General features: G+C 46.4%; 20 protein-coding genes. 13 read left to right on the top strand and 7 right to left on the bottom strand.

What is annotated here, in order from left to right:
* The first annotated feature begins 21 nt into the window (after positions 1-21).
* Both QUA90_RS01650 and QUA90_RS01645 read left to right on the top strand, forming a co-directional pair.
* Positions 22-399, top strand: a complete 378-nt coding sequence (locus tag QUA90_RS01650; RefSeq protein ID WP_333082899.1) for a BON domain-containing protein — start codon at positions 22-24, stop codon at positions 397-399.
* Positions 400-503: 104 nt separating this feature from the next.
* On the top strand, positions 504-935 hold the full coding sequence (locus QUA90_RS01645; RefSeq protein ID WP_333443546.1) for a DUF2294 domain-containing protein: 432 nt from the start codon (positions 504-506) through the stop codon (positions 933-935).
* On the opposite strand, the gene QUA90_RS01640 is transcribed toward QUA90_RS01645, so the two are convergent.
* Positions 889-1,347 carry a response regulator gene (locus QUA90_RS01640; RefSeq protein WP_333325895.1) on the bottom strand — a complete coding sequence of 153 codons (459 nt, stop codon included), beginning with the start codon at positions 1,345-1,347 and terminating at the stop codon, positions 889-891. The two genes, QUA90_RS01645 and QUA90_RS01640, sit on opposite strands and share 47 nt — an antisense overlap.
* A gap of 544 nt (positions 1,348-1,891) precedes the next feature.
* Between QUA90_RS01640 and QUA90_RS01635 the strand changes: the two genes are divergently transcribed.
* Together QUA90_RS01635 and QUA90_RS01630 are read left to right on the top strand one after the other, a co-directional pair.
* The gene (locus QUA90_RS01635; protein ID WP_333325898.1) at positions 1,892-2,695 is read left to right on the top strand and encodes a DUF2267 domain-containing protein; all 804 of its coding nucleotides are present in this window, start codon (positions 1,892-1,894) and stop codon (positions 2,693-2,695) included.
* Positions 2,696-3,096: 401 nt separating this feature from the next.
* A complete protein-coding gene (locus QUA90_RS01630) occupies positions 3,097-5,745 on the top strand; it encodes an EAL domain-containing protein (RefSeq protein WP_333325901.1) in 2,649 nt (882 codons plus the stop codon).
* 272 nt (positions 5,746-6,017) lie between these two features.
* On the opposite strand, the gene QUA90_RS01625 is transcribed toward QUA90_RS01630, so the two are convergent.
* Both QUA90_RS01625 and QUA90_RS01620 read right to left on the bottom strand, forming a co-directional pair.
* Entirely contained in the window at positions 6,018-7,670 is a 1,653-nt protein-coding gene (locus tag QUA90_RS01625; RefSeq protein ID WP_333443543.1) for an alpha-amylase family glycosyl hydrolase, read from the bottom strand.
* A gap of 484 nt (positions 7,671-8,154) precedes the next feature.
* Positions 8,155-8,874: a response regulator transcription factor gene (locus tag QUA90_RS01620; protein ID WP_333082892.1), complete on the bottom strand. Its 720-nt coding sequence runs from the start codon at positions 8,872-8,874 to the stop codon at positions 8,155-8,157.
* Between the two features lie 398 nt (positions 8,875-9,272).
* Here QUA90_RS01620 and QUA90_RS01615 point away from each other — a divergent pair, with 398 nt between their 5' ends.
* Positions 9,273-11,141, top strand: a complete 1,869-nt coding sequence (locus QUA90_RS01615) for a PAS domain-containing sensor histidine kinase (protein WP_333443541.1) — start codon at positions 9,273-9,275, stop codon at positions 11,139-11,141.
* A gap of 249 nt (positions 11,142-11,390) precedes the next feature.
* Here QUA90_RS01615 and QUA90_RS01610 read toward each other — a convergent pair whose 3' ends face one another.
* Positions 11,391-11,918 (bottom strand): orange carotenoid protein N-terminal domain-containing protein, encoded by a 528-nt coding sequence (locus tag QUA90_RS01610; protein ID WP_333325909.1) that lies wholly within the window; start codon positions 11,916-11,918, stop codon positions 11,391-11,393.
* A 327-nt stretch (positions 11,919-12,245) separates the two neighbouring features.
* On the opposite strand from QUA90_RS01610, the gene QUA90_RS01605 reads away from it, so the two are divergent.
* Positions 12,246-12,614: a hypothetical protein gene (locus QUA90_RS01605; RefSeq protein ID WP_333325912.1), complete on the top strand. Its 369-nt coding sequence runs from the start codon at positions 12,246-12,248 to the stop codon at positions 12,612-12,614.
* Positions 12,615-12,804: 190 nt separating this feature from the next.
* Here the strand turns inward: QUA90_RS01605 and QUA90_RS01600 are convergent, their stop codons facing one another.
* Positions 12,805-13,962 carry a glycerate kinase gene (locus QUA90_RS01600; RefSeq protein WP_333443539.1) on the bottom strand — a complete coding sequence of 386 codons (1,158 nt, stop codon included), beginning with the start codon at positions 13,960-13,962 and terminating at the stop codon, positions 12,805-12,807.
* Positions 13,963-14,165: 203 nt separating this feature from the next.
* Positions 14,166-14,498, bottom strand: coding sequence for a DUF565 domain-containing protein (locus QUA90_RS01595; RefSeq protein ID WP_333386413.1), 333 nt, complete (start codon positions 14,496-14,498; stop codon positions 14,166-14,168).
* A gap of 347 nt (positions 14,499-14,845) precedes the next feature.
* On the opposite strand from QUA90_RS01595, the gene QUA90_RS01590 reads away from it, so the two are divergent.
* The 3 genes from QUA90_RS01590 (at position 14,846) to QUA90_RS01580 (ending at position 18,278) form a co-directional block, all read left to right on the top strand.
* Complete coding sequence (locus QUA90_RS01590) at positions 14,846-15,424, top strand: hypothetical protein (RefSeq protein ID WP_333082887.1); 579 nt, start codon at positions 14,846-14,848, stop codon at positions 15,422-15,424.
* Between the two features lie 319 nt (positions 15,425-15,743).
* Positions 15,744-17,708 carry a glycosyltransferase family 39 protein gene (locus tag QUA90_RS01585; RefSeq protein WP_333443537.1) on the top strand — a complete coding sequence of 655 codons (1,965 nt, stop codon included), beginning with the start codon at positions 15,744-15,746 and terminating at the stop codon, positions 17,706-17,708.
* Positions 17,709-17,750: 42 nt separating this feature from the next.
* Positions 17,751-18,278 (top strand): GNAT family N-acetyltransferase, encoded by a 528-nt coding sequence (locus tag QUA90_RS01580; protein ID WP_333443535.1) that lies wholly within the window; start codon positions 17,751-17,753, stop codon positions 18,276-18,278.
* A 400-nt stretch (positions 18,279-18,678) separates the two neighbouring features.
* Here the strand turns inward: QUA90_RS01580 and QUA90_RS01575 are convergent, their stop codons facing one another.
* Positions 18,679-19,290: a hypothetical protein gene (locus QUA90_RS01575; RefSeq protein WP_333443533.1), complete on the bottom strand. Its 612-nt coding sequence runs from the start codon at positions 19,288-19,290 to the stop codon at positions 18,679-18,681.
* A gap of 24 nt (positions 19,291-19,314) precedes the next feature.
* On the opposite strand from QUA90_RS01575, the gene QUA90_RS01570 reads away from it, so the two are divergent.
* The 4 genes from QUA90_RS01570 to QUA90_RS01555 are packed head-to-tail and all read left to right on the top strand — an operon-like array spanning position 19,315 to position 21,933.
* The gene (locus QUA90_RS01570) at positions 19,315-19,533 is read left to right on the top strand and encodes a hypothetical protein (RefSeq protein ID WP_333386403.1); all 219 of its coding nucleotides are present in this window, start codon (positions 19,315-19,317) and stop codon (positions 19,531-19,533) included.
* Positions 19,530-19,799 (top strand): ParE family toxin-like protein, encoded by a 270-nt coding sequence (locus QUA90_RS01565; RefSeq protein ID WP_333386400.1) that lies wholly within the window; start codon positions 19,530-19,532, stop codon positions 19,797-19,799. The genes QUA90_RS01570 and QUA90_RS01565 overlap by 4 nt, the downstream gene beginning before the upstream one ends.
* A gap of 58 nt (positions 19,800-19,857) precedes the next feature.
* Positions 19,858-20,094 (top strand): type II toxin-antitoxin system Phd/YefM family antitoxin, encoded by a 237-nt coding sequence (locus tag QUA90_RS01560; RefSeq protein ID WP_333443531.1) that lies wholly within the window; start codon positions 19,858-19,860, stop codon positions 20,092-20,094.
* 60 nt (positions 20,095-20,154) lie between these two features.
* The gene (locus tag QUA90_RS01555; RefSeq protein WP_333443529.1) at positions 20,155-21,933 is read left to right on the top strand and encodes a serine/threonine-protein kinase; all 1,779 of its coding nucleotides are present in this window, start codon (positions 20,155-20,157) and stop codon (positions 21,931-21,933) included.
* The last annotated feature ends 309 nt before the right edge of the window (positions 21,934-22,242 follow it).

The raw sequence follows: 22,242 nt of genomic DNA, 5'->3' as shown, positions 1-22,242 counted from the left end.
CTTTGTCGGAGGACAAACTCTATGGGCTGGCTAAAAAGATTGTTTGGTTTAGAAAAACTTGAAAATCAAGAAACTGTTGATGCTCCTGCTTACCAAGCACCTGTAGCTCAATCTCAAGCTCAAGCTCAACCTGCTGCGAGCGCTCAGACAATCCCGCCGGAACGCATGGGCTTGAACGGAGAATACGATCAAAGCGGTTTAGCTAAACGGGTTGCTCAGGCTTTCGATGCAAATCCAGATGTTGCGGATATTGAGACTGTTTATGTGGCTCAACTTGGCACTACGGTGGTTCTCAAAGGTACAGTTCCCAGTCAGGAAATTGTCAAGAAGTTGGTGACAATTGCTAAAGGCGTTAAGGGTGCAACTGGGGTGGAAACTAATGAAGTTACTGTCGGATAACGCGACGGTTATTTCTAACAGTTAACAGTTAGCAGTTAACTGTTAACCAGTTAGTAGTTAACAGTTAACTGTTTTTTTGATTTATCTTTATCTCAATAAAAAATATGACAGGCGAAACATTAGAACCTACTCGCGGGAAATTAGAACGCACTCTTTCGCAGGGAATTCAAGCTTTGTACCGCTCTCAGCTCGGACACCAAACGAGTCAAGCGCTCTGCAATCTTTTGGATAACAAATTGATAATTGTTATCGAAAATGGGCTTACTGAACCAGAAAAACTGCTGGCTCAGAACGGTCAGCACGATTTGGCTTTGCAGGTGCGAGCACAATTAGAATCAGTTCTGGAATTGCCACTGAAAGAATTAATTCAAAAGGTTTTGGGCGTGGGAGTCACTGATTTGCTCCGCGATGCGACCTTAGAGACTGGCCGCACGGGAACGATCACAATTTTGGACTCTGCACCTCAATTTCGTGATTCTAATTATAAATCTAAAACTCCACCAAAAGCATTTCAGAGTTCAGGTACTGGCGGATAATTCTTTCTAAATCTTTGATGTTAAAAGGTTTGGAAAGGTATTCCACGCAGCCTGCTTGGAGAATCCGATCGCGATCTTCTGCTTTTGCTAGTGCTGTGACAGCAACAATCGGAATATGTCTGAGCTCGGGGTTTTGTTGGACCCGCTTTACTACTTCCATACCGTCTATATCCGGCAGGCAAATGTCGAGCACGATTAGGTCGGGTTGTCGATCGACTGCTGCTGAAAGAGCTGCGTACCCGTCAACTGCTCCCACACACTCGCAGCCGAATAAATCGAGTATTTGTGTCAGCAGCTCTAAGTTGTCCGGATTGTCGTCTACAGCCAACACTAAAGGACGCTTGTCAACCTGGGGTTGACCGCTAATCAAAGACGAGGATTCCAATTTATTGTCCCAATGAAGGTAGTTCATAAATGCCGCTCGAAACGATCAAAAAATTTGTTACCGAGGCATTCTTCAAGTGGCACTGCGGCACTTGAAACAGATTGGCTCGTATTGGTAGCTCTTCCATGACCAGTTTTTGGTCTAATCCGATACAATATCGCTACAAGCTGCGGGCAAAATGACCGCTGTTGATTAACCCCATAGCACCTGCTTAATTCTACCTCTCCCAGCGCCAATTACCAACTTAGGGGCTCTTGGTGCGTCAGCCCTGGTAAAAACACGCAATAAATACGGATAATCTTACCAATAAAGCATCCTCGCTTAATAGCATTGAAGAGTGGCGACAGCTTTTAAGGATAATAACAACATTAGACGTGGGTTCCCATACATGGATCTACCTAAAGGAATATTCTAGCCCCAACTTGAATTTAATAACTTACACCTGCTGAGAGATACTTGATTACTCTACTTTATACTTCAATGTTTTTAAGTAGTAATCATCACAATTTAAGCCAGTAAAAAAATTAAGTTTTTACATGAGCTTTACCGGATATTAACCTAGGAGGTTTTAATGACAATTCCAATCAGAGACGACCTGACTTACATTTTGCTCAAAAAGATTGGCAGCGGAAACGGCAGGGGAGAGTCGGAAATTAGGAACGCAGCCGAAGAATATGTGGGTCACCAGGTGGCGGAAGCGGAATTGCTCGGTCATCTGGACTACCTCAACCAAAGAGAATTTATCAAAGCTGACTTTAGTGGAGAACCTTACGGAGGAACTGAGGTATTGCCGCCTTTAGTCGCATTTCAAGAAGCTGATTTAACAGAAAAAGGTCGCAAACTGTTACACAAAATGGAGACGAATCCTCCGAAGTCGCTCCATCAAGAAGGGTCGGCAGTTCCTATCGCTTCAAAGGATATGCCGTTTTTGGAAAAAGTGATGGTAAACGGTCACTTGGAGGATATTTTTGATGCCCGTGACATTACCGAAGTAGTGTACCGGGTCATGCGCGATGTGATGACAAAAGAAGCCATCGAGCACGTGGAATCTGAATTGCACAAAGAAGTTTTGCCTACGGATGACAAAACCCTGCAACAAGAAATAGCCGACCTCTGGAAAGATACCAATCCGCTGGTGGGATTGCTCAGCCGGGTGCGTCAACCTTTGACCGGCGCGCCTGCACCCTTGGGGATCGATGGCAATTTGTTTGCACGGAGGGTGGAACTAGAAGGCGCACTTCCTTCGGGAGTAAAACCGGAAACTGCGATCGCGGCTGTATTTTCGGCAACGAAGGATGAGCTGTCCGAGGAGCGAATTCAGGAAATAGCTGGCTTTTTGCCGGACAGAATTCGGGGAATTTGGGAGTCTGCTTAACGAGACGTTTTAAGGTATAAATACTTACCAGCCGGGTTGAGCAACCAGTATTCTCCCTCAAGAGGGCAGAATACTGGTTGCTCAACCCGGTTTCTTTATACTTTTTGTCTGGTAGCTCTGCAATTGCTTTGTAGTGAGGACGAAAGTCCGATCGAACTCGATCGAACTTTCGTCCTCACTAATTGTCAGATCGCTCTTGCCTTGCCTTGTAAGTGCTGTGAAAAACCCGGTTTATCACTCAAATTTGTCTAAAAATCAGAAATATCCCCAGAAACCGAGTTTCGCGCTCTTGGGTTGGGTCAAGCCCCTAGACAGAGCGAAAGTATTGTAATGTATAATACAAGGCAAGTTAAGACTGTGGCTCGCAAAAATGCTGTCAACAGCCCGGGAGATCAAAAGGCATGACCCGCACCAAAGTTACACAAATGTCACGATCGACTTTAGAACAAGAGATTTTACTCAATCGAATTACCAATCGCATCCGCAACTCTTTAGAACTGCAAGAGATTTTGACGACAACTGCCCGAGAAATCCGCAGCTTTTTACAGAGCGATCGAGTAAAAGTTTATCGCTTTGAGACCGACGGTAGCGGTGAGGTCATTGCTGAGTCCATCAACGGTGACAATTTGCCCTCTATGCTGGGTTTGCGCTTTCCACCAGGCGACATTCCCCATAGTGCTCGGGAAATGTTTCTCAAAGCGCGGCAGCGAGTGATTGTAGATGTGGAATTGAAGCATCAAACAATTAATCGGTTAGATTGTCCCGAAACCGGTAAAACTTTAGCAGTTGAAGATATTACCTATCGTCCTGTAGACCCTTGTCACGCTGAATATCTGAAGGCTATGGGGGCACGTTCTTCTCTGACTGTGCCGATTTTGCATCAAAATCACCTTTGGGGGCTGTTGGTGTCTCACCATAGTCAACCGAAACGGTTTAGCGATCGAGAATTGAAAATGGTGCAGTTGCTTGTGGATCAACTTTCAATTGCGATCGCCCAATCTTTTCTGCTGAGTCAAGCTAGACAGCAAGCGCGTGACGAAGCCGTTATTAACCAAATTACCAGTTTGCTGCATTCTCCTCTGGAACTAAACGAAATTCGGAAAGTAGTTCTCGAACAAACTGTCAAGCATTTGCGTGGTTCAGGAGGGCGACTCTACATTGCAGCCGAGTTTGGCGATCGGCCCGCTTTGCTTTATACCTGTGGCCAGCAGCCCGCGGACATCGACCTTGAACTCAGCCCATTTTGGCAGCAGATTATGGGGAGGGCAAACCAAGACGATCCACCACAAACAGCTAATCATACAAGCCAATTAGGTATTTTTGAAAATCTATATTCCCAGCATTACAGCTCAATTGACAGCAATATTTCCAGTTTTCTCGTACCGCACTTGTACGCAATTTCCGATATTTCTAAAGAACCTCAACTCAAATCTGTATCTGCCAATTTAGTCGCAGCTTGCATTCGAGCATTTTTGGCAGTACCGCTGCAATACCGCCAACAGTGCATCGGCTGTCTCACCGTTTTTCGCAGCCCTATACAAACCGAAATTTTGTGGGCGGGCCGTTGCAGTTCGGACACCCGGCACGATCGTCCCCGACAGTCATTTGCAGCTTGGAAAGAAATCAAAACAGGCGAAGCTCAAAAGTGGACCAGCGAAGAACAGAAGCTAGCACAATCTTTAGGAACTCACCTGTACATGGCTGCAATGCAGAGGCGTGTCGAGGCGATGATCCGACATCAAGCTTCTCACGACCCATTAACCGGTTTACCTAATAGATTACTGTTTAATGAAAGGCTGTCTTTAGCTTTAGCTAGCGCTCACCAAAATGGAGAAATGCTGGCGGTAATCTTTCTAGATTTAGATAGATTTAAAAATGTTAACGATACCCTCGGTCATCCAGTGGGCGATTTGTTGCTGCAAAGTGTATCTCGGCGTTTGACTAAGTGTTTGCGCGTGGGGGATTCGATGGCTCGTTGGGGCGGAGATGAATTTACTGTACTGCTGTACAATATCAACACCCCGGAGGAAGCAACTAAAATTTGCAAGCTAATTATCCAGAGTTTAAGCAGTCCTTTTAATTTTGAAGGTCTGGAACTTTATATTAAGGCTAGCTTGGGAATTGCTTTGGCTCCTTACGACGGAGAAGATGCAGAAACTTTGCTAAAAAATGCTGATGCTGCGATGTATAAAGCTAAACAGAAAGGTCGCAATAATTATCAGTTTTACACGCAGGCGATCGGCAGTAAAGTCTCCGAGGATCTTAACTTAGAAAATGATCTTTACAAAGCTCTAAACAAATCTGAGTTTGTCCTGCACTATCAACCGCAAATAAATTTAAATACTGGCAAAATAGCGGGCATGGAAGCTCTGATTCGCTGGGAGCATCCCGAACGGGGTTTGATTCCTCCCGATCGATTTATTCCCTTAGCTGAGGAAACAGGATTAATCTGCCAAATTGACGAATGGGTGATGCGGACTGCTTGCTTGCAAAATCGAGCGTGGCAATTACTGGGATTGCCGCCGATTCGGATAGCAGTGAATTTATCAGCCCGCCAGTTTCTGCAACCTCACACTGTACAAACCATCGCTGAAATTTTATCAGAAACCAAGTTAAATCCCGAATATTTAGAAATAGAAATTACCGAGAGCATTGCGATGACAGATGTGAGCTTCACGGTGTCGGTATTGCAGCAGTTGCAGGACATGGGAATTCACATTTCTCTGGACGATTTTGGCACTGGTTATTCTTCGCTGTGGTCTCTGAAAAACTTTCCCCTCAATAATTTAAAAATAGACAAATCTTTCGTGGCCGATTTGGTGACCGGCAGCAGCGGTGCTACTATTGTGAAACTGGCGATCGCCTTGGGACAGGGGCTGAATTTACAGGTGATTGCTGAGGGAGTGGAAACAGCAGAACAGTTAGCGTTTTTGCGATCGCATCAGTGCGATATGGGTCAGGGTTACTTCTTTAGCAAACCAATACCGGCGGCGGCGGCAACGCAATTGTGCCTAGAAAATCAATCGGGGAAAATAAGGAGTTTAAATTAACCATCAGGAACCGGAACATAAAATAGTTTCTGTTTTGAGTTGTGAATTAGATAAGAACCTGTCAAATAACCCTTATAAGTTTATAGTGATATCAATTCCGGCGCAGGCCGGAATGATATCAAATCCGCGCTTCATCGTCGGGCGTAAAGTCGAATCAAGCTGCCAACAAATAATTCGCGCAATTTTCATTTTTGTGACTTACAGTCAACAGTCAACAGTCAACAGTCAACAGTCAACAATGATTCCGGTGTAACCGGAATTGATATGACAGCTTACTGCCAAACAAACACTTTGGCTTCGTATTCCGGCAAGTCAATCATAATATTGTCATCGCCAGATTCAACATCATAATTCCCAGTCCATTCGTGCCAAGTTCCGTTTGCCGGGAAGTGGGGAACGCTGTAACCTGCCAGATAATTTTCCGACATATTCGCCACTACTACAACTCTCGAACCTTCATCGTTCCAGCGAGTGTAAGCAAAAACTTTCGAGTCGGGATCTTCGTGGAAAAACTCGATGTTTTCTGTGTAAAGTGCTTGGTTATTTTTACGCAGGTGAATCAAGCCTTTGTAGTATTCCCACAAACCTTTATTCAGGTCATTTCCTAGCAGCGTCCAGTCAATTTTAGATTGCTCAATTGTTTTGCCTTTGTATTCGCCAAATTCTTCGCCCATCCAAATCAGCGGCACGCCAACTGCTGTCATTAACAGTACGGTTCCCAACTTCGCCCGCTTGAATGCTGCTTCATCCAAAATTCCGCGATCGCCCAATTCGGCAAAAATGCGATCGTGATCGTGATTGCTCAAATAATTGACTACATTCGTAGCACCCAAGTAACCTTGCCGCTTGCAGTCGATTACCTCTTTGAGCCGTTCTAAATCAAAATTGTCCCCGCAGAGTTGTGGAATTATGGAGTGATAGAAACTGTCGTGCCAGCAGCCGTCCATCGGCCCGTCTAGATTGGTGATGCTGGGCTCGTCGGGAATGTATTCGGCAACGGTATAAAACGGTTTGGGGCCGGCGACATTTTTGGCTTCTTGAACTACCCAGTGCATAAAATCATAGTTAGCAATTTGTCGCGCCGCGTCGAAACGAATGCCGTCGAGATGATATTCTTGAACCCAGAAGCGGACTGTATCGCCAGCAAATCTGCGTGCGGGGAAAGTTCCTAAGTTTTCGTCGTAGAATTCGTAGTTAAATTCCGGGCCCCAATTGTTGTCTGGATCGCGGGGTTCATGGTGATACCAATAATCGTGATCGATTTGAGTGAGGGGGCTCGACGCTTCCGAGTGGTTGTAAATCCCGTCCATGATGACGCGAATCCCACGCCCGTGACACTCGTCTATCAGGTTTTTGAGTTCTTCTGTGGTTCCGTAGCTGGACTCGGCAGCGAAGAAGTAGCGCGGGTTGTAGCCCCAACTGTAGTCGCCTGGGTATTCTTTGAGGGGCATGAGTTCGATCGCATTGACGCCGAGTTCGACTAGGTAATCGAGTTTTTCGACGACGTGTTTGTACTTGCCGCGGGCCAGCGGGTCTGCTTCGCCACCGGAAAAGTCAGCAACGTGCATTTCATAAATCACTAATTCCCGATCGGCTGGTAGCGGTTTATCGTCGTGTTTCCAGACGTAGGTATCCACAATGCGATCGCCATCTTTGATCCGAACAAGGCCGTTTTGAGTAGGATCGTCGATATCAGTCGCGTAGGGATCGACCACATCTACCCACTGATCTGCTTCCAGAAACCAGCTTTTCGACTGAACGCGAAATTTGTATTGATAAACGCCATCCTCCAACTCAACTCGCGTGCGGAAATAACCTTCTTCGTCCTTTTCCATCGGAATCTCTTCCCAATTAGAAAAAGAGCCAATCAAGGCAGCTCCTTTGTTGTAGGGAGCAAATAACTTGAATTCAATTGGGGCGGCCATAATACCTCTTTCTAAAATATTTCAGTAGCAGTTGATACTTTTAATTTCGCAAATTTAAGCGAACTCAGGCATCACTCTACGGATATAATTTCTTTAAGGCTTAACTCTTCCTAAAAGTATCGTAATCTGGCCTCTGTCTCCGCCTTTTATGAGTTGGTATCGCCCAATATTCGCAGTGCGAGCGAAATTTATCTAACAGGGGAACGCTCAAGAATAAGTATTAGTAAAAGGATAGTTTTTTAGCATCTATCTTAAGGTAGATTTACTGGTTAAAAGATTAAAAAAATATCTGTACTGGGATAGATGCGACTTTAAAATTTACTTTTTTTTGACAACAACCCATTCCTCGGCTGGTGCACACTACTTACCCTAATTTTTTGGTAACAATTAGTGAGTCGGTGTGCACTGCACACCCTAAATCAGTGATCGTAAGGTGCGCCTAGCGCACCCTACTTGTAACTTGATTTTGCCTGATGATCAGGCTTCATCCAACCAAGCCAGAACGCAGGGCAAGAACGGCTGCCTGAGTGCGGTCATCAGCGCACAACTTGTTCAAAATATTGCGGACGTGAGTCTTGACTGTACCGACAGTAATGTACAGCTTTTCGGCGATTGCAGCATTGCTGTAACCCTGCACGATCAGTTCCAAAACTTCTAATTCCCGTTCGGTTAAAGGGTAAGTCTCAATGATGTGACTGAACTCAGGTTCAGCAGCCTTAATTGTGACTCTTTTGCCCTCAGCCTTCGGTTCTTCCGGCGCGGCTTCCTGAGTGCGAGCTTGTTTCAGGACGATACGGGCGATCGCCGGATCGATCCAAGAGTTACCTTCGTGAGTTACTTTTACTACATCTAATAACTGATCGAAGCTAATATCTTTCATGCAGTAAGAGTCAGCTCCGGCGGCAAAAGCTGCCAGAACTTCTTCTTCATTGTCCTGAAAAGTCAGAATCAAAATTTTTGTATCAGGATCGGACTCCGCTACCGATTTCTTGAACTTTTGTGTAAGTTCAATGCCATCAAAATCCGGCAAGCCAATGTCTACAATTGCCACGTCAGGTTTTGAAGACTGAAGCAGTTTCAAGCCCTCTGTAGCGTTAGCTGCATCGCCGACAACTTCTATCGTGTCACGCTGTTGTAAAGCTGTGCGGATGCCGACTCTTGTCAGGTCATGGTCTTCTACCAAAGCAACGCGAATTTTACTCATCTTTCTTCCAATAGCCCGCTAAACTTTTAAAATATCATCAACTGACTCAGCTTAACTGAGTAAATTTGAGAATGTGTCCTGATTTAGGGTTTTACAGGCCGCACATCATTTTCAAGCATACTCATGCAGCCGCCAAGAAAGCAAGTTAATTTTTAAGTTATTTTGCGGCGATGCCTACACAAGCCTTCATCGGGACAGGTAAGCTCTCTATGTTTTAACAGTTTAACTGAATTATGCCATTGTCCCCCCCTTGATAGAGGTATAGATACCATTACCCCGATAAATTTAAAGTATAAAAAATTTTGATGCACTTGAGCCGTCAAAATAAATAAAGCTAGCAGCAGGAGTCTTTAGCCGGTGTTAGGGCTCTAGTCCAATGCTTATTTATATAACCTGTTATGACTCAGTATCACGGCAATAACTCTTTTCCCTCGGAGTTTTCCGACTCTGAAATCTTACACAAAGTATCTGAAATAACATCCCCCCAACCGCAAGTTGGCGACTGCGAAACTCAGGACGGTCGCCTGTGGTCGGAAATTCCTCACATAGTTTGGAAAACAAAGGCCGACGGCTGGGCGACTTATTTCTGTCAGCGCTGGGAGGAGTACACGGGCGTACCAGCAGCAGCAGCTTTGGGTTTCCGATATCTGGCGCAGATTCACCCAGAAGACCGCCCTCGTCTATTGGCGAGATCGCACAGTTCTAAGTTCCCGCCGCCAAGCTACGAAATTATATTTCGTCTGCGGACGCGAGAGGGCACTTACCGCTGGAACCTGGTCAGAGGAACGCCCGCTAATGTAGACAGTCAGGAAGTTTTGGAGTGGGCAGGAACCTACACAGAAATCGACGCCATCCAAAAAACTCCAGCCGAACCCCAAGCAGAACCAGAGTTTTTGCCCCATCCAGTGCCCTCGGAAGACAATTTCACAGCAAAAAATTGGTGTGAAGCCCGGACGGTAAGGGACGGGGAACACGAGTTGCACGCGATTGATCGATTTACAAATCAGTTGAGCCAGCGCGCGGGTAGCTTGTGCCAGTTGTTGCAAGGCATTGCGGATGCGACTGTAGAGGCGCTCGCAGGAGCGGAATTTTGCCTAGTTGCTCTCCTGGAGTACGATTGCAGCGGCCTCAAAGTCAGCGCTGTCGGGGGCACGGAAAACTTTGGTGAGGGTAAAACCCCGCACGTGCAAAACAAGCTGCTGTGGGAAGCATTTGCGACGGGAGAGTCTGTACTGTTGCGGTCGGAGTGCCCTGACGGCTGGCTGCCGGCGGCGGCCTGTGCTGCGGCGATCGAGTCGGCGCCAAGCGGGCGTTTGGGTGTGTTGGCCATCGGCAACGGGAAAGACAGCAGGGCGATTGACGGGCATACTCAGCAACTGCTGGCGGTGATGGGAAAACAAGCTGCGATCGCAATTAACAACGCGCTGGCGATCGAAAAATTAAAAAAGCAGGAACAGCTTTTAGACTTGCAAAACGAGCTGCTAATTCGCCAGCAGGAAGAACTGGAAAATCAGGGGCGACGCATTCAACAGCAAAAATTGCAACTGCTAGAAGCAGCCAAGTTAAAATCGCAATTTTTGGGCATTATGTCCCACGAATTGCGAACTCCCATGAATTCGATTATCGGCTTTTCCCAATTGCTGCTGCGCCAGCACAAACAACTGCTGAGCGCCCAGCAAACAGAAATGGTGGGGCGCATTTTACATAACGGCAAAAACCTGCTACTGCTAATTAACGATATCCTCGACCTCTCCAAAATCGAGAGTGGCCGCACAGAATTAAAAATTGAAAAATTTAATTTAGCGCATTTAGTAATGGATGTCGCCCTGGAATTCGGAAATCAAGCCACCGATAAGAACGTGGCATTGTCCGTCAGCGTCTGCTTGCAGGATCAGTTGATAGTTAATGACAAGTTGCGCCTGCGGCAAATTTTGGTGAATCTCGTTTCCAACGCGGTTAAATTCACGCATGAGGGCAGCATTTACATTGAGGTGCGGGAATTAAATCGCGATCGGCTAAGTATCACCGTTCGGGATACAGGAATCGGCATCTGTGAAACCGATCTTCCCCACATTTTCGACAAATTTCGCCAAGGCGACCAAACAACAACTCGCCAATATCCAGGCACCGGTTTAGGACTCGCTATTTGTGCGTCTTTAGTCAAGATGATCGACGGTACAATTACTGCCGAAAGTCAACCCAACAAAGGTTCGATATTTCGGATGGAATTCCCGCGAAAAGTTTACCCTAAAAAACTCACTTGCTGACTGAAAACCTTTTTATATTTATCAGAATGGCAGATTTTAACTGATCATACAAAAACTTTCGTCCCTCTCTAAGACACGAAAGAATAAATATGAGTAAGAGCCAAAAAAGGTTTTACCTACTAATTATAGCGGTAGGGTGCGCCGAGACGCACCCTACATATAGAGGTTTTGGGTAATTCCTTTATTCTTGAGTCCCTCTCTGCTAAGAGGAGAGTTTGTGTAGGATAGGTTGCAACAGCAGACTCTTATCTACAGACTAGAAGTTTTCCCTACTTCCGCCTGAGTAGCAATTGGTTTAACATCGGTGTAGCCCATATTATTAGCTACGTCGCGCAGCACTGTAATTTGCTGTTCAAACTCAAGACCTTCAATTTGACCCAACACGCCATTGACAGCCTCAGTTGCCTCATATCCTTCGGGGATATCGACAATTGTTTCCCCCATACCAATAGCCCAAGCATACCAAACTACCAACTGATTGTTAGCAGTTAAAGCTCCGTAAGCGTGAGAATACGGCGTGTCATCGCCGTTGACAATACCGCGCATTATATTCAGTTGTTGGTCATGGGAAAGCTTGTAAAAATCATCCAGCAGCATGGGAGCTAATTGTGGGTCGGCGGCGGCGGGAGCGGCTGGTGTAACTGAATCTCCCATTTTTTCATAAACAAAATAGAGCAGCGCCAGTTTTTCATCTGTACCCAACCCGTTGATTGTCTGAACGATGTTTTTAGTGTCGTTGGAGAGAGAGTGAGGATTGGTGGCGGCGGGTGAGTTCATAAACAAAATTCCTTAAAAATGCTTCCAGAATATACAAATATCAAGATTTGTAAGTACAAGTCACCATCCCCGAGAGGTAATACGATTTTAGATTTTAGATTTTAGATTTTAGATTAAACAATGGGGAATGGCTTAGTATGTATGGGTTGGGAGCTTGCCTAAAGCTGCATTCTTTTCGGAAAGTGATGTAATGTTAAGGCACTAACCTAGAATAAATCATCCTTAAGATAGAAGCCAACGATACATCTGCGGGTAGATGAAAAAGCCGGGGAGCAAAGTAATAATTGATACAGTGAATTGTTAAATAAAACTAGCAAGGAGTCGGCTATGTCTCAAATCAATACAGAAGTCAATAACACTGAAAACTTTGACGCTCAGCAGATCACTGAAAGCGCGGAAGCTGGAGAACAAAAGTTGCCGACCGTGGATGTATCAGCAGACTACGAAGCTTCAAAAGAATTCAGCGTTAGTGACATCGATCGCACTGGTGCCGGCGCTCAAGCTGCCGCCGCTGCAACTGCACCTAAATTTCCTATTCCCGCCCCTACAGATAATATTGCAAAGCCGGCAGATACAAGCGGCAATCCCGCTGATTTTCGTTCGATGGCTCAGGAAATTACGCCTGCAGGTACACCGGGCGAAGTTACCGACGATTTGATGCAGAAAGCGATCGATCTTGGGACTCCTGGCAGTTAATTTAGAAATTCTCCATCCTCGATGCAAAACCTCTGTATTGTAGGGTGCTGATGCCCCGCCTTAGCCCTATAATTCCCGCGTCAAATCACGTTTTGCATAAGTCCTGAATTGTCAAGTGAGTGCACGATAAGCTGCAATACAGTAGGGACACAACAATGTTGTGTCCTTAAATTTTTAATTTTTAGTGTCCCTAATCGTTTAATTTTAAGTCGATCGCCCGACAAATTTTGCCGACAGTGCGATCGCCCCAAATTTCAATTACTAAATCCACGCGATCGCCCTCCAGCATCGACTTAATAAATAACTCTGGATGCAGCGCTTTCCAGAAATATTCAACAAACCGATTAATCTCAGCTTCTGACATTCCCGACTTCCCCGCCGCCATCATTTCCCGTTCCGCCTGATTGCGCCACACTTGAGAAAGGCGATAATCTTGGGGATACAAAACCATCAACCGATCTAATCGGTTCCACAGCGGCAAATAGTCGTGCAGCTTCGCATTCATATCACGCGCAAACTGACAGTCGTTTTCTGTGGAAATCGGAAACGGTGCAGCCGCCAAAAACTCGTTTAACTTGGCATCAACCACCGGATTCACACCGACAAACCAGCCTTCAAAAAGTACAATATCGGCACCGGAAATAATTTCGCGTTGACTTCTATCTCCTGCACCTCCGTACGCGGATTTGTCAAACCTGGGAATTTCTATGTTTTTAATTATATCCGGTTTGAGGGCATCAGATTGTGGATTGTCAACTGCTGCTAAATGGCGAGTTTGAGAAGCGCGTAACTTGTCTAAAACTGAGATTCCTAAGTCAATATCGTGAGTGCCGGGGGGGCCGCGCCAAATTAAACGCGGGTCTGCTTTTTGGAGTTGTTGGCGATCGGCATAAGTCTTGTAAAGATCGTCTAAAGAAAGGCTGACAGTAGAATATCCCAATTTTCCCAGAATCAGCCTCAAAACTTGGCATAAAGTAGTTTTTCCCGTTCCTTGCACTCCTAAAATTCCTTGAATTAAAGGACGGTTTAAACTTTGTTTGGCAGTCGATAATTGCATGGCCAGCGGCAGCCACAGATTCCACAAAGTTTCGAGGAAAACAGTTGACTTTAGGGGGAAAGTATGCAGATCGTCAAGAAGAGAAAAGAATAAATCGGTTTTGCAGCGGACAACATCGGCTACACTGTCGGGAGTAATGCCAAAAGCGCGCGATCGCAAATCATCCGCAAGTTCCCACAAAGCCAGTTGATCGAAGTCGGGAGCTTTTGGGCGATCCTCTTCCAGGGCTTCGTTAACGCCGGCTTGCCACCGATGTAAAATTTCAACAGGGGTAACAGTCGATCGAGCCATATCCTAAAAACTCTTGATGCGGGGGCGGGTTTTGTACAAATACTATCTGCAATTGACAAATATTTGACCCCACCCAACAACGAATACAAGCCCCAACTCCGGTCGTGGAGAGTTCAAAAATTCCGACCCTAGTTCAAATTAAAATTTTTTAAGAGCACGTTTTTATAAATACTATCTACAGCAGACCAATATTTCACCATTTTTTAAGAACCTAGTTTAAAAGCCTCCACAAATAAATTGTAAGTCAGACCAATTTTCAGAGCATTGAGCATCTCCACCCACAAAGAACCTGCCCCAGGCCGCAGGCGGGCGTAAACCAGCCAGTTGGCGAACTCCGTCAACAACACTAACAGCCCGGCCGCGATAATATCCCAATCAGCGGATTGTCCCGCGATCGTCGAAATAGCTGTTCCCAAAAAAGTGCCGAACAGCAGGCTAATTAACAGGAGCGAAATCCGTCGCCAAGGATTGTTGAGCCAGCCTCGGAAGCGATCGCCCAGAACATCAATTAATCTGTTAATTCGGGTATTCTGCATAAAAGTTATACCATTTGAGATTTGAGATGCGGAATTACTGATAACTATTGGGGTTTGGAGTACGGGCCTATAGTGGTACTCTTTTTTTCAACTGGTATTAAAAGCTATACCGATAAGTAAACAAATGACCCCCCCGACCAACTCCAAATCCTTACCAAAGTCAGTATGTCGCCATCTAAAATCTCAAATTTAACATCTAAGATGGTATTGAGCGATCGCGGACTTATAGCCGAGAACGGTCAAGTAATTAAGTGTAACTGTATCTTGTGGCACAGCAGCCCCTGGTTTTACATTAAAAATAGTTAAGACTCATTACCGGTGCAGTCTATCCTGTAAGCCTAAAATTTATGAATCTTAAAATTTACCAGATCGTAATTGGAGTGTCGATCGTCCTAATTACAGGAATGTTTCTAGGACGTTTTGAAATCACTATCTCCAACGGTTCAAATCCTTCCAGCGATTGGCCCTCACAAGCCACCGCATATCCCCCCACACTCCCCGTTTCCCCAGTCGCCACAGCTTCTGCCGACACGACCAGCGAGCCCAAGCCCGACTCAACACCAACCCCCCCAGATGCAGAGGAGGAATTGCTTTCCTCAGTCCCTGTAAATGCTAAAGCCTCCGGCCTTTTGCGCGTCAGCAACCGCAGCGAACACCCAGTGCGAGTGGCCCTGCTGTCGAAACGGCAAGCCAAGGAATCCTATGGAAAACCCGCGCACTGGGATTTTGCGCCGGGGGAAGGCGGTGGCAAGGGACTGATGCTATCGCTGCCGGAGGGCAAGTTACAAGTCAAACGGGGAGACATTCTGGTGGTTTTTGCTCAGGATGGTTCTCGCCGCTACTGGGGGCCTTTCGTTGCCGGGGAGACACCCTCGCCGGCTTGGAACAGCACAGCCGGAGAATGGCAGTTAATTTTGCAGCCGTGAACGCTTAGCTGCAGGCCAAGATTTTGGTCGAGAAAGACGGTTGATACGGTTTTATTGAGAATGGTGCCGCTATGGGAGTTAACCTCAGATAGCGACATCATTATCAGGAACAGGCTGTCCGGCCTGTTCCACAAAGAGTGAATTTTCTTGTGGGGAGTAGGGGTTGGGCATCCTACGCGCCCATGAAAGCCTTGTTGAGAATGGTGCAACATCTGTGTTTAACCGGATTCGATCGAATGGGGAGTTTCGAGAATGCGAATCTTTCGGTAGACTCTCTATGCGAGCTAAAATTTAAAATCTAAAATCGCAGGAAGTTTGGGTGAAGGAAGTTATTAAAAGTTTGTCAGAGTTTAGAAATCGCCCGATCGCACCTTTGCTGCTATCGATTTTATGGCTGTGCGCGATCGCCTGGGTAGGTTTCTTGTGGAATCTCGGCAACATCGGTTTAGTTGACGAAACGGAACCGTTATTTGCCGAAGCCGCCCGTCAAATGACGGTGACAGGGGATTGGATCACTCCTTATTTCAACGGCGAAACCAGGTTTGACAAGCCGCCGTTGATTTACTGGCTGATGGCGGTGGCTTACCGCACGCTGGGCGTTAACGAATGGGCCGTGCGTCTTCCCTCGGCTTTGTGCGCGATCGGTCTGACTTGCCTCGGATTTTATACCTTATCGAAGGAAGAAGGAAGAAGGAAGAAGGAAGAAGGAAGAAGGAAGAAGGAAGAAGGAAGAAGGAAGGAGGAAGAAGGGCACGACACGGATTCGGACACGGATACACGGATGAATGTAACTGTCTTTCCTCCCTCGCTCTCCCACTCTCCCATTCCCCCACTCTCCCCCTCTCCTAGTATTCCTATTTTTCTTTCTACTCCCTGGATTGGTGCGGCCCTAATAGCTTTAAATCCCCAAACTATTGCCTGGGGACGGACTGGCGTTTCAGATATGCTATTAGTCGCCTGTATGTGTTCGGCACTACTCGCATTTTTTCTCGGTTACACCCTCGAAGAACAGAGAGAAAAAACAGAATTTTCCCCCGTTTCCGCTTCCCGATTTCCTAATAAGTGGTATCTGACTTTTTACGTACTAATTGCCTTAGCAATTTTGGCTAAGGGGCCTGTGGGAATTGTCGTGCCAGCGCTGATTGTTGGTAGCTTCGGGCTTTATTTGGGAAATTTTCGGCAACTTTGGCGCGAAATGCGTCCGGTGTCGGGAATCTTGATTATTCTGGCGATCGCCTTGCCTTGGTACATTTTCGTTATTTTAGACAACGGTCAAACTTATATTGACAGCTTTTTTGGCTATCACAATTTCCAGCGTTTTACGGGAGTAGTCAACAAGCACTCGGCCCCTTGGTATTTTTATTTTTTTGTAGTGCTAGTTGGTTTTGCACCTTGGTCGATTTATTTGCCGGTGGCGATCGCCCGCACCCGTTTTTGGCAGCGCAGTTACTGGCGTCGTCAACCGCGATCGGCTCAGTTGAGTTTATTTGCCCTATTTTGGTTCGGCTGCATTTTTGGCTTTTTCACGATCGCCGTGACCAAATTGCCCAGTTATGTATTGCCTTTAATCCCCGCCGCTGCAATTTTGGTAACGCTGCTGTGGAGCGATATTATTGCAGGCAATGAACCCGAAAACAAGCGGGTAAAGTTAGAAAAAAAACCGAATTCTTTACCGCGAGGGCTGTTAGCTACATACATTTTCAATGTCGTATTTTTATTAATTATAGCCGGAGCAACTTTCTACTGCTACAACTGGCTGGGAGACGACCCGGCAATGCCCAATTTTCCCCAAGCAATTCAGCAGTCGGGATTGCTGATTGTCGGCGGTACGATTTGGATAACTACAGCGGTGGCGATCGCAGTTTTACTTTGGCAGCGGCAACAACGCTGGATTTTGGTTGCTAACTTCATCGGGTTAGTAGCATTTATCATCTTTGGTCTTACTCCCGCCTACAAAGTCGTCGATATCAACCGCCAGTTACCTCTGAGACAGTTAGCGCAGGTTGCAGTTCAACAAAAACTGCCAGGGGAAGAGTTTATTATGGTTGGTTTCTGGAAACCAAGTCTGGTTTTTTATACCGAAGGGCCGGTGACTTACTACCGAGCTGTCAGAAGGGCGATCGATTACATTAAGCAATCTAAAAACGCAAATTCTCCCTCTATTTTGCTGCTGGGATATCCAGAGAAATTTGTGGAATTAGGATTGCAGCCAAGTCAATATCAATTGTTGGATACTCGGGGCGCTTACCAACTCGCCAGGGTTCCGAGACAAGCGTTTCAATAGTGCCTATAGTGTGATCTCATACTTGTTAAACAAGGTAGAAAAATGATTACAACTAAGAATCTTCAACTACTTGCCGTCGAAAGGATTCACATAGAAGCTTTCTTACGAAGTAAAAGCCAGCTTGCAGCAATTTTAAATGTCATAGTGCCTAATAGCTGGCCTCATTTCCCGGAAGCATTTTCCCTCCCTGCTGACGAATCTTCCGAATCCAATCCGCCTCCAACTGACTGGCACAGCTACTTCTTTATTCATCCAAAAAATCAAGTGCTTGTCGGCAATGGAGGTTTCACAGGCTCACCTGATGAGTCGGGGAATGTAGAGATAGGTTATGAAATTGCTTCTGAATATTGGAATCGCGGATTTGCAACTGAGGTGGCACAGGGAATGATTGATTATGCTTTTGATCACGAGGAGGTGAAAGCAGTCATCGCTCACACTTTAGCTGAAAAAAATGCCTCGAATAGCGTCTTGCAAAAAGTGGGAATGAAGTTCATTGCAGAGGTGGACGATCCTGAAGAAGGCAAGATATGGCGATGGCAAATAAGCAGGGATGAATATCATCCGACTTGAACTGTAACGCCGTTTCGCGGTTTAAGCCACTGGTTTTGGCGGTAATTTGAAGGTTCTCGGTTGGAGCATTAAATCTGGCAGATTGAATAAAAGCTATAATCTAGTCACTACCTAAAACCCGAAGCTCGGAGCCTACAATGGTTTCAATTCTCAACAAACCCTCCTCGTTAATCCATGAAATTTGCATTGAAAAAGTTGAGCGGTGGAAGTTGTTCAAATTTAGTGAACGGCTGCAACAGCGTAGGGAAAATTTGTTAGAGAAGAAGGCAGACCAACTAATAGCATAAGAGGCAGCGGAACTAGACGCCATTGGGGAATTAGATCGCATCTTTACCCACATCAATGCAATGATGGTGGCTCAAGATGTCAATCAGCGAGCCGACGATATAGAACGTTTTGGTTAGCCACGCCCTTCAATGTATCCCTTGATAAGTTGGGTAAAAGCTAATATCTCAAGCATTAAGTAAGTGAATAAATTAGCTATTAAAAATGATTTATTAACTTGGCTTTTTTCAATTATTTTTAGTCCCCAACTACCTATTAATAATTCTAGGTAAACGGAAAAGAAAAACATAGGAATCAGTGTAATCATAATTTCCAACGGCAGAAATGGAAAAGAACCAGGCTGTACAGGCACGGTTGTTTGGAAGACGATATGTCCAATAAACGCCCCAATACAGAGGATAATAAAACCTCCCCCAATCGTCGATATGATATTTGTTATAAAAGCAATAAAAATTGCTTTTAGGATACTGAGATTGAGTAGCTTTTTGTGAATGCAAGCTTCTATCGCGATAATGGGAATGAGCAAAATAATTTGATAGAAAACACTCTGACTGAATAATGGAATCCCTGCATTTGCGAGATATAGAGATGTATTTAAGTGCATGAAAAAGCTAATAGAAAACATAGAAGTGGGTTGACCGTAGTTATTAATGATGAGAATTAGCCTACCATTTGTTCGACCTACCCTCAACTTGGCTGAAACAAGGGATAATGGATAGGATGCCATTTTAATTGTAAAAGTGTGGTAGCCATGACTGAGTTACTCGAACGTGCGATCGCCAAGTTGAAAACATTGTCTGCCAGCGAGCAAGATGCCCTCGCTTCAATGATTCTGGAAGAACTTGAAGACGAGAGGCGCTGGGATCAAGCATTCTCCCGTTCCCCAGATACTCTTGCTAAACTCGCAGCGACCGCAATGGCTGAGTATCATGCAGGCAAAACCCAAGAACTCGATCCAGAAACATTGTGAATTCACGCACTACAACCGAGTTCCGTAAATTATTTGCTGATTTACCTGAACAAGTTCAACAGCAGACGCGCGCGGCGTATCGCCAGTTCAAGGAAAACCCAAGTCATCCAAGCCTGCGTTTCAAGAAGGTGCATCCTGACTTACCAATCTACTCCGCCCGAATTAGCAAAAACTATCGAGCAGTTGGTCAGTTGGATGGAGACACTGTAATCTGGTTTTGGGTTGGTTCACACGCAGAGTACGACAAGTTTCTGGGGCAGTTGTAGCAGTGTCTACAGCCAGCCAATATCAATTAGAAAAGTGTATTTAGACAAGTGGAAAATTATGATCCCAATCAATGAAGCTCAACAGCAGTTACAGCAGTTGATCGATTCCGTGAGTCAGTCGTATCAACCGATGGCGATCGCAGGACAGACTAGCAATGCAGTGTTATTATCTGAATCAGACTCCGCATATGTTCAGGAAACACTGTATCTTCTCTCAGTGCCGGGGATGCGGGAATCTATTCGGGAAGGAATGGCAACGCCGATCGAGGATTGCGATCGCTCTTTGGACTGGTAACTTAGCCCACCATACGTGCAATAATCAGCCATATTATCTGGTACGCGATCGCCTGAACCTATGGATGCGCTAATCGGCAAAACTTTACAGGGTGGAAAATACACCCTCGAACAAGAATTGGGAAGAGGCGGCTTTGGAATAACCTTCAGGGCAAATCACCGCTATTTAGGACAGCCTGTAGTCATTAAAACCCTCAACGAATCTCTGCGGCAGCAACCCAATTTTGCTGAGTTCGATCGCAAGTTTCAAGACGAAGCGAGGCGGTTGGCTTCCTGCGTTCATCCGAATATTGTCCGCGTCAGCGATTTCTTTGTCGAAGACGGGCAGCCTTACATGGTGATGGACTACATTGCCGGTCAGAATTTGGGCGATGTAGTCGGTTCAAATAATCCGCTGCCAGAAAATCTCGCAATTCTCTACATCACTCAAATTGGGGCTGCTTTGAAGGCAGTTCATCAAAAGGGTTTGCTGCACCGAGATGTCAAGCCACAAAACATTATTTTGCGCCAAGGTACTCAGGAAGTCGTGCTGATTGACTTTGGCATTGCCCGCGAGTTTACTCCGGGTGCAACCCAAAGTCACACTAATATGGTGTCCGACGGCTACGCGCCGCCAGAACAGTATTTCGCTCAAGGAAAATATACGCCCGCCACAGATGTTTACGGTATGGCGGCGACGCTTTATACTCTGCTGACAGCACAGGTGCCGGTGGCTGCAATTTTGCGTACCAGCCAGCCGATGCCTTCACCCCGCGACTTGCAGCCTCAGCTAAGTACGACAGTCAGCTCTGCGGTGATGCGGGGGATGACGGTAGAAGCTCAAAATCGCCCTGCTACCGTGGATGAGTGGCTGTCGCTGCTGCACGGGCAGCCTCTTGGTGCTGCGTCGCCGAGCACCGGGCCGACGGTGGCGGTGATTCCGGGACACGGGCCTCAGTCGCCTGTGGGATCGAGAACAGCGCCTGCTGTGGTGCCTTCAGGGAACAACAACCGCCAGGTTTGGTGGATTTTGGGGTTCGTGACGATCGCACTTATTGTTGCAGGTTTGGTCGGGATTGCTAGGGTTTTCCTCAGCCGGCCGTCTTCGGAACCCGCACCGGTAGCCCAGGACGATCGCACTTCGACCCCCGCAGATCCAGACGCGCGCTCAAACCCCGCACCCATTCCCGCGCCGACACCAACGCCTTTCTCGCCGACTCCCAGAGAAACTCCGCCGGCTGCTGAAACTCCAGCGCCGACTGCTGAAACTCCAGCGCCGGCTGCTGAAACTCCAACACCGGCTGCTGAAACTCCAACACCAGCACCAGCGCCAACACCAGCGCCTTCTCCGGAGGCTGTCGAACCCACACCAACAGAAAAACTTGTTGACAAAGAGTTGCCGCCCGATCGATCGCCCGCACCCAGCGAACAACCGGGAACCAATGATCAGAAGACTCCCACAATCCCTGGGTATGCGGTTGGTACGCCGGAAAGTCAGATTTTATCGGAATTGGGAGAACCGACTGACTCTCAAGCGCGGGGCTATTGGCCAAATACTCGCACCGCACTTTACGAAATATTGCCAAATCGGATTACTCTCGGCTACATTTACGATCGCGATTCGGGCCAGCTAGTACAAACAGAGGGTTCTTTTGCCCAGTCGGTGGACGATTTGGTAGTGCGAACCGCCTTAAACGGGATGGTGGGCGGCGCCAGCAGCGAGATTTTGCAAGGCTTGGGCGACGTGCAGCAGCGCCGGAGTAATCGGTTTACGTTTAGGAAGGGTTCCCTCGAAGGGATGATCGAACGCAATGAGCGCGATCGGATTTACATCGGCGTCTGGGACGACAACTTGCATTAATTAGGAATTACGCACGGGTGGTCAGAAACCGGGTTTTTTTGCCAGATACTTCGTTACAGCCCGCATTAACAGCAAAAAACCCGGTTTCTTTAGTCCCCAATCGAAAATCTACAATCCCAAATCTAAAATCGACTTGACCACTGTCAATAAACCTTTCAAGGGCGGGCTAGGAGGGCCCACCCCAAAAAAACTGGAACTCTTGTGGAACAGGCATCTTCCCTGTTCAAAAAAATGGTGCAAGATGTAAATATTCCCGACTCAGCTTTGTGCCCAAATCGAAAATCCCAAATCGAAAATCCCATATCGACT

The organism is Microcoleus sp. D3_18_C4 (assembly GCF_036702355.1).
Classification (GTDB): Bacteria; Cyanobacteriota; Cyanobacteriia; order Cyanobacteriales; family Microcoleaceae; genus Microcoleus.
Note: the sequence above shows the minus strand (reverse complement) of the source record. Positions and strands in the feature narration are given on the sequence as shown.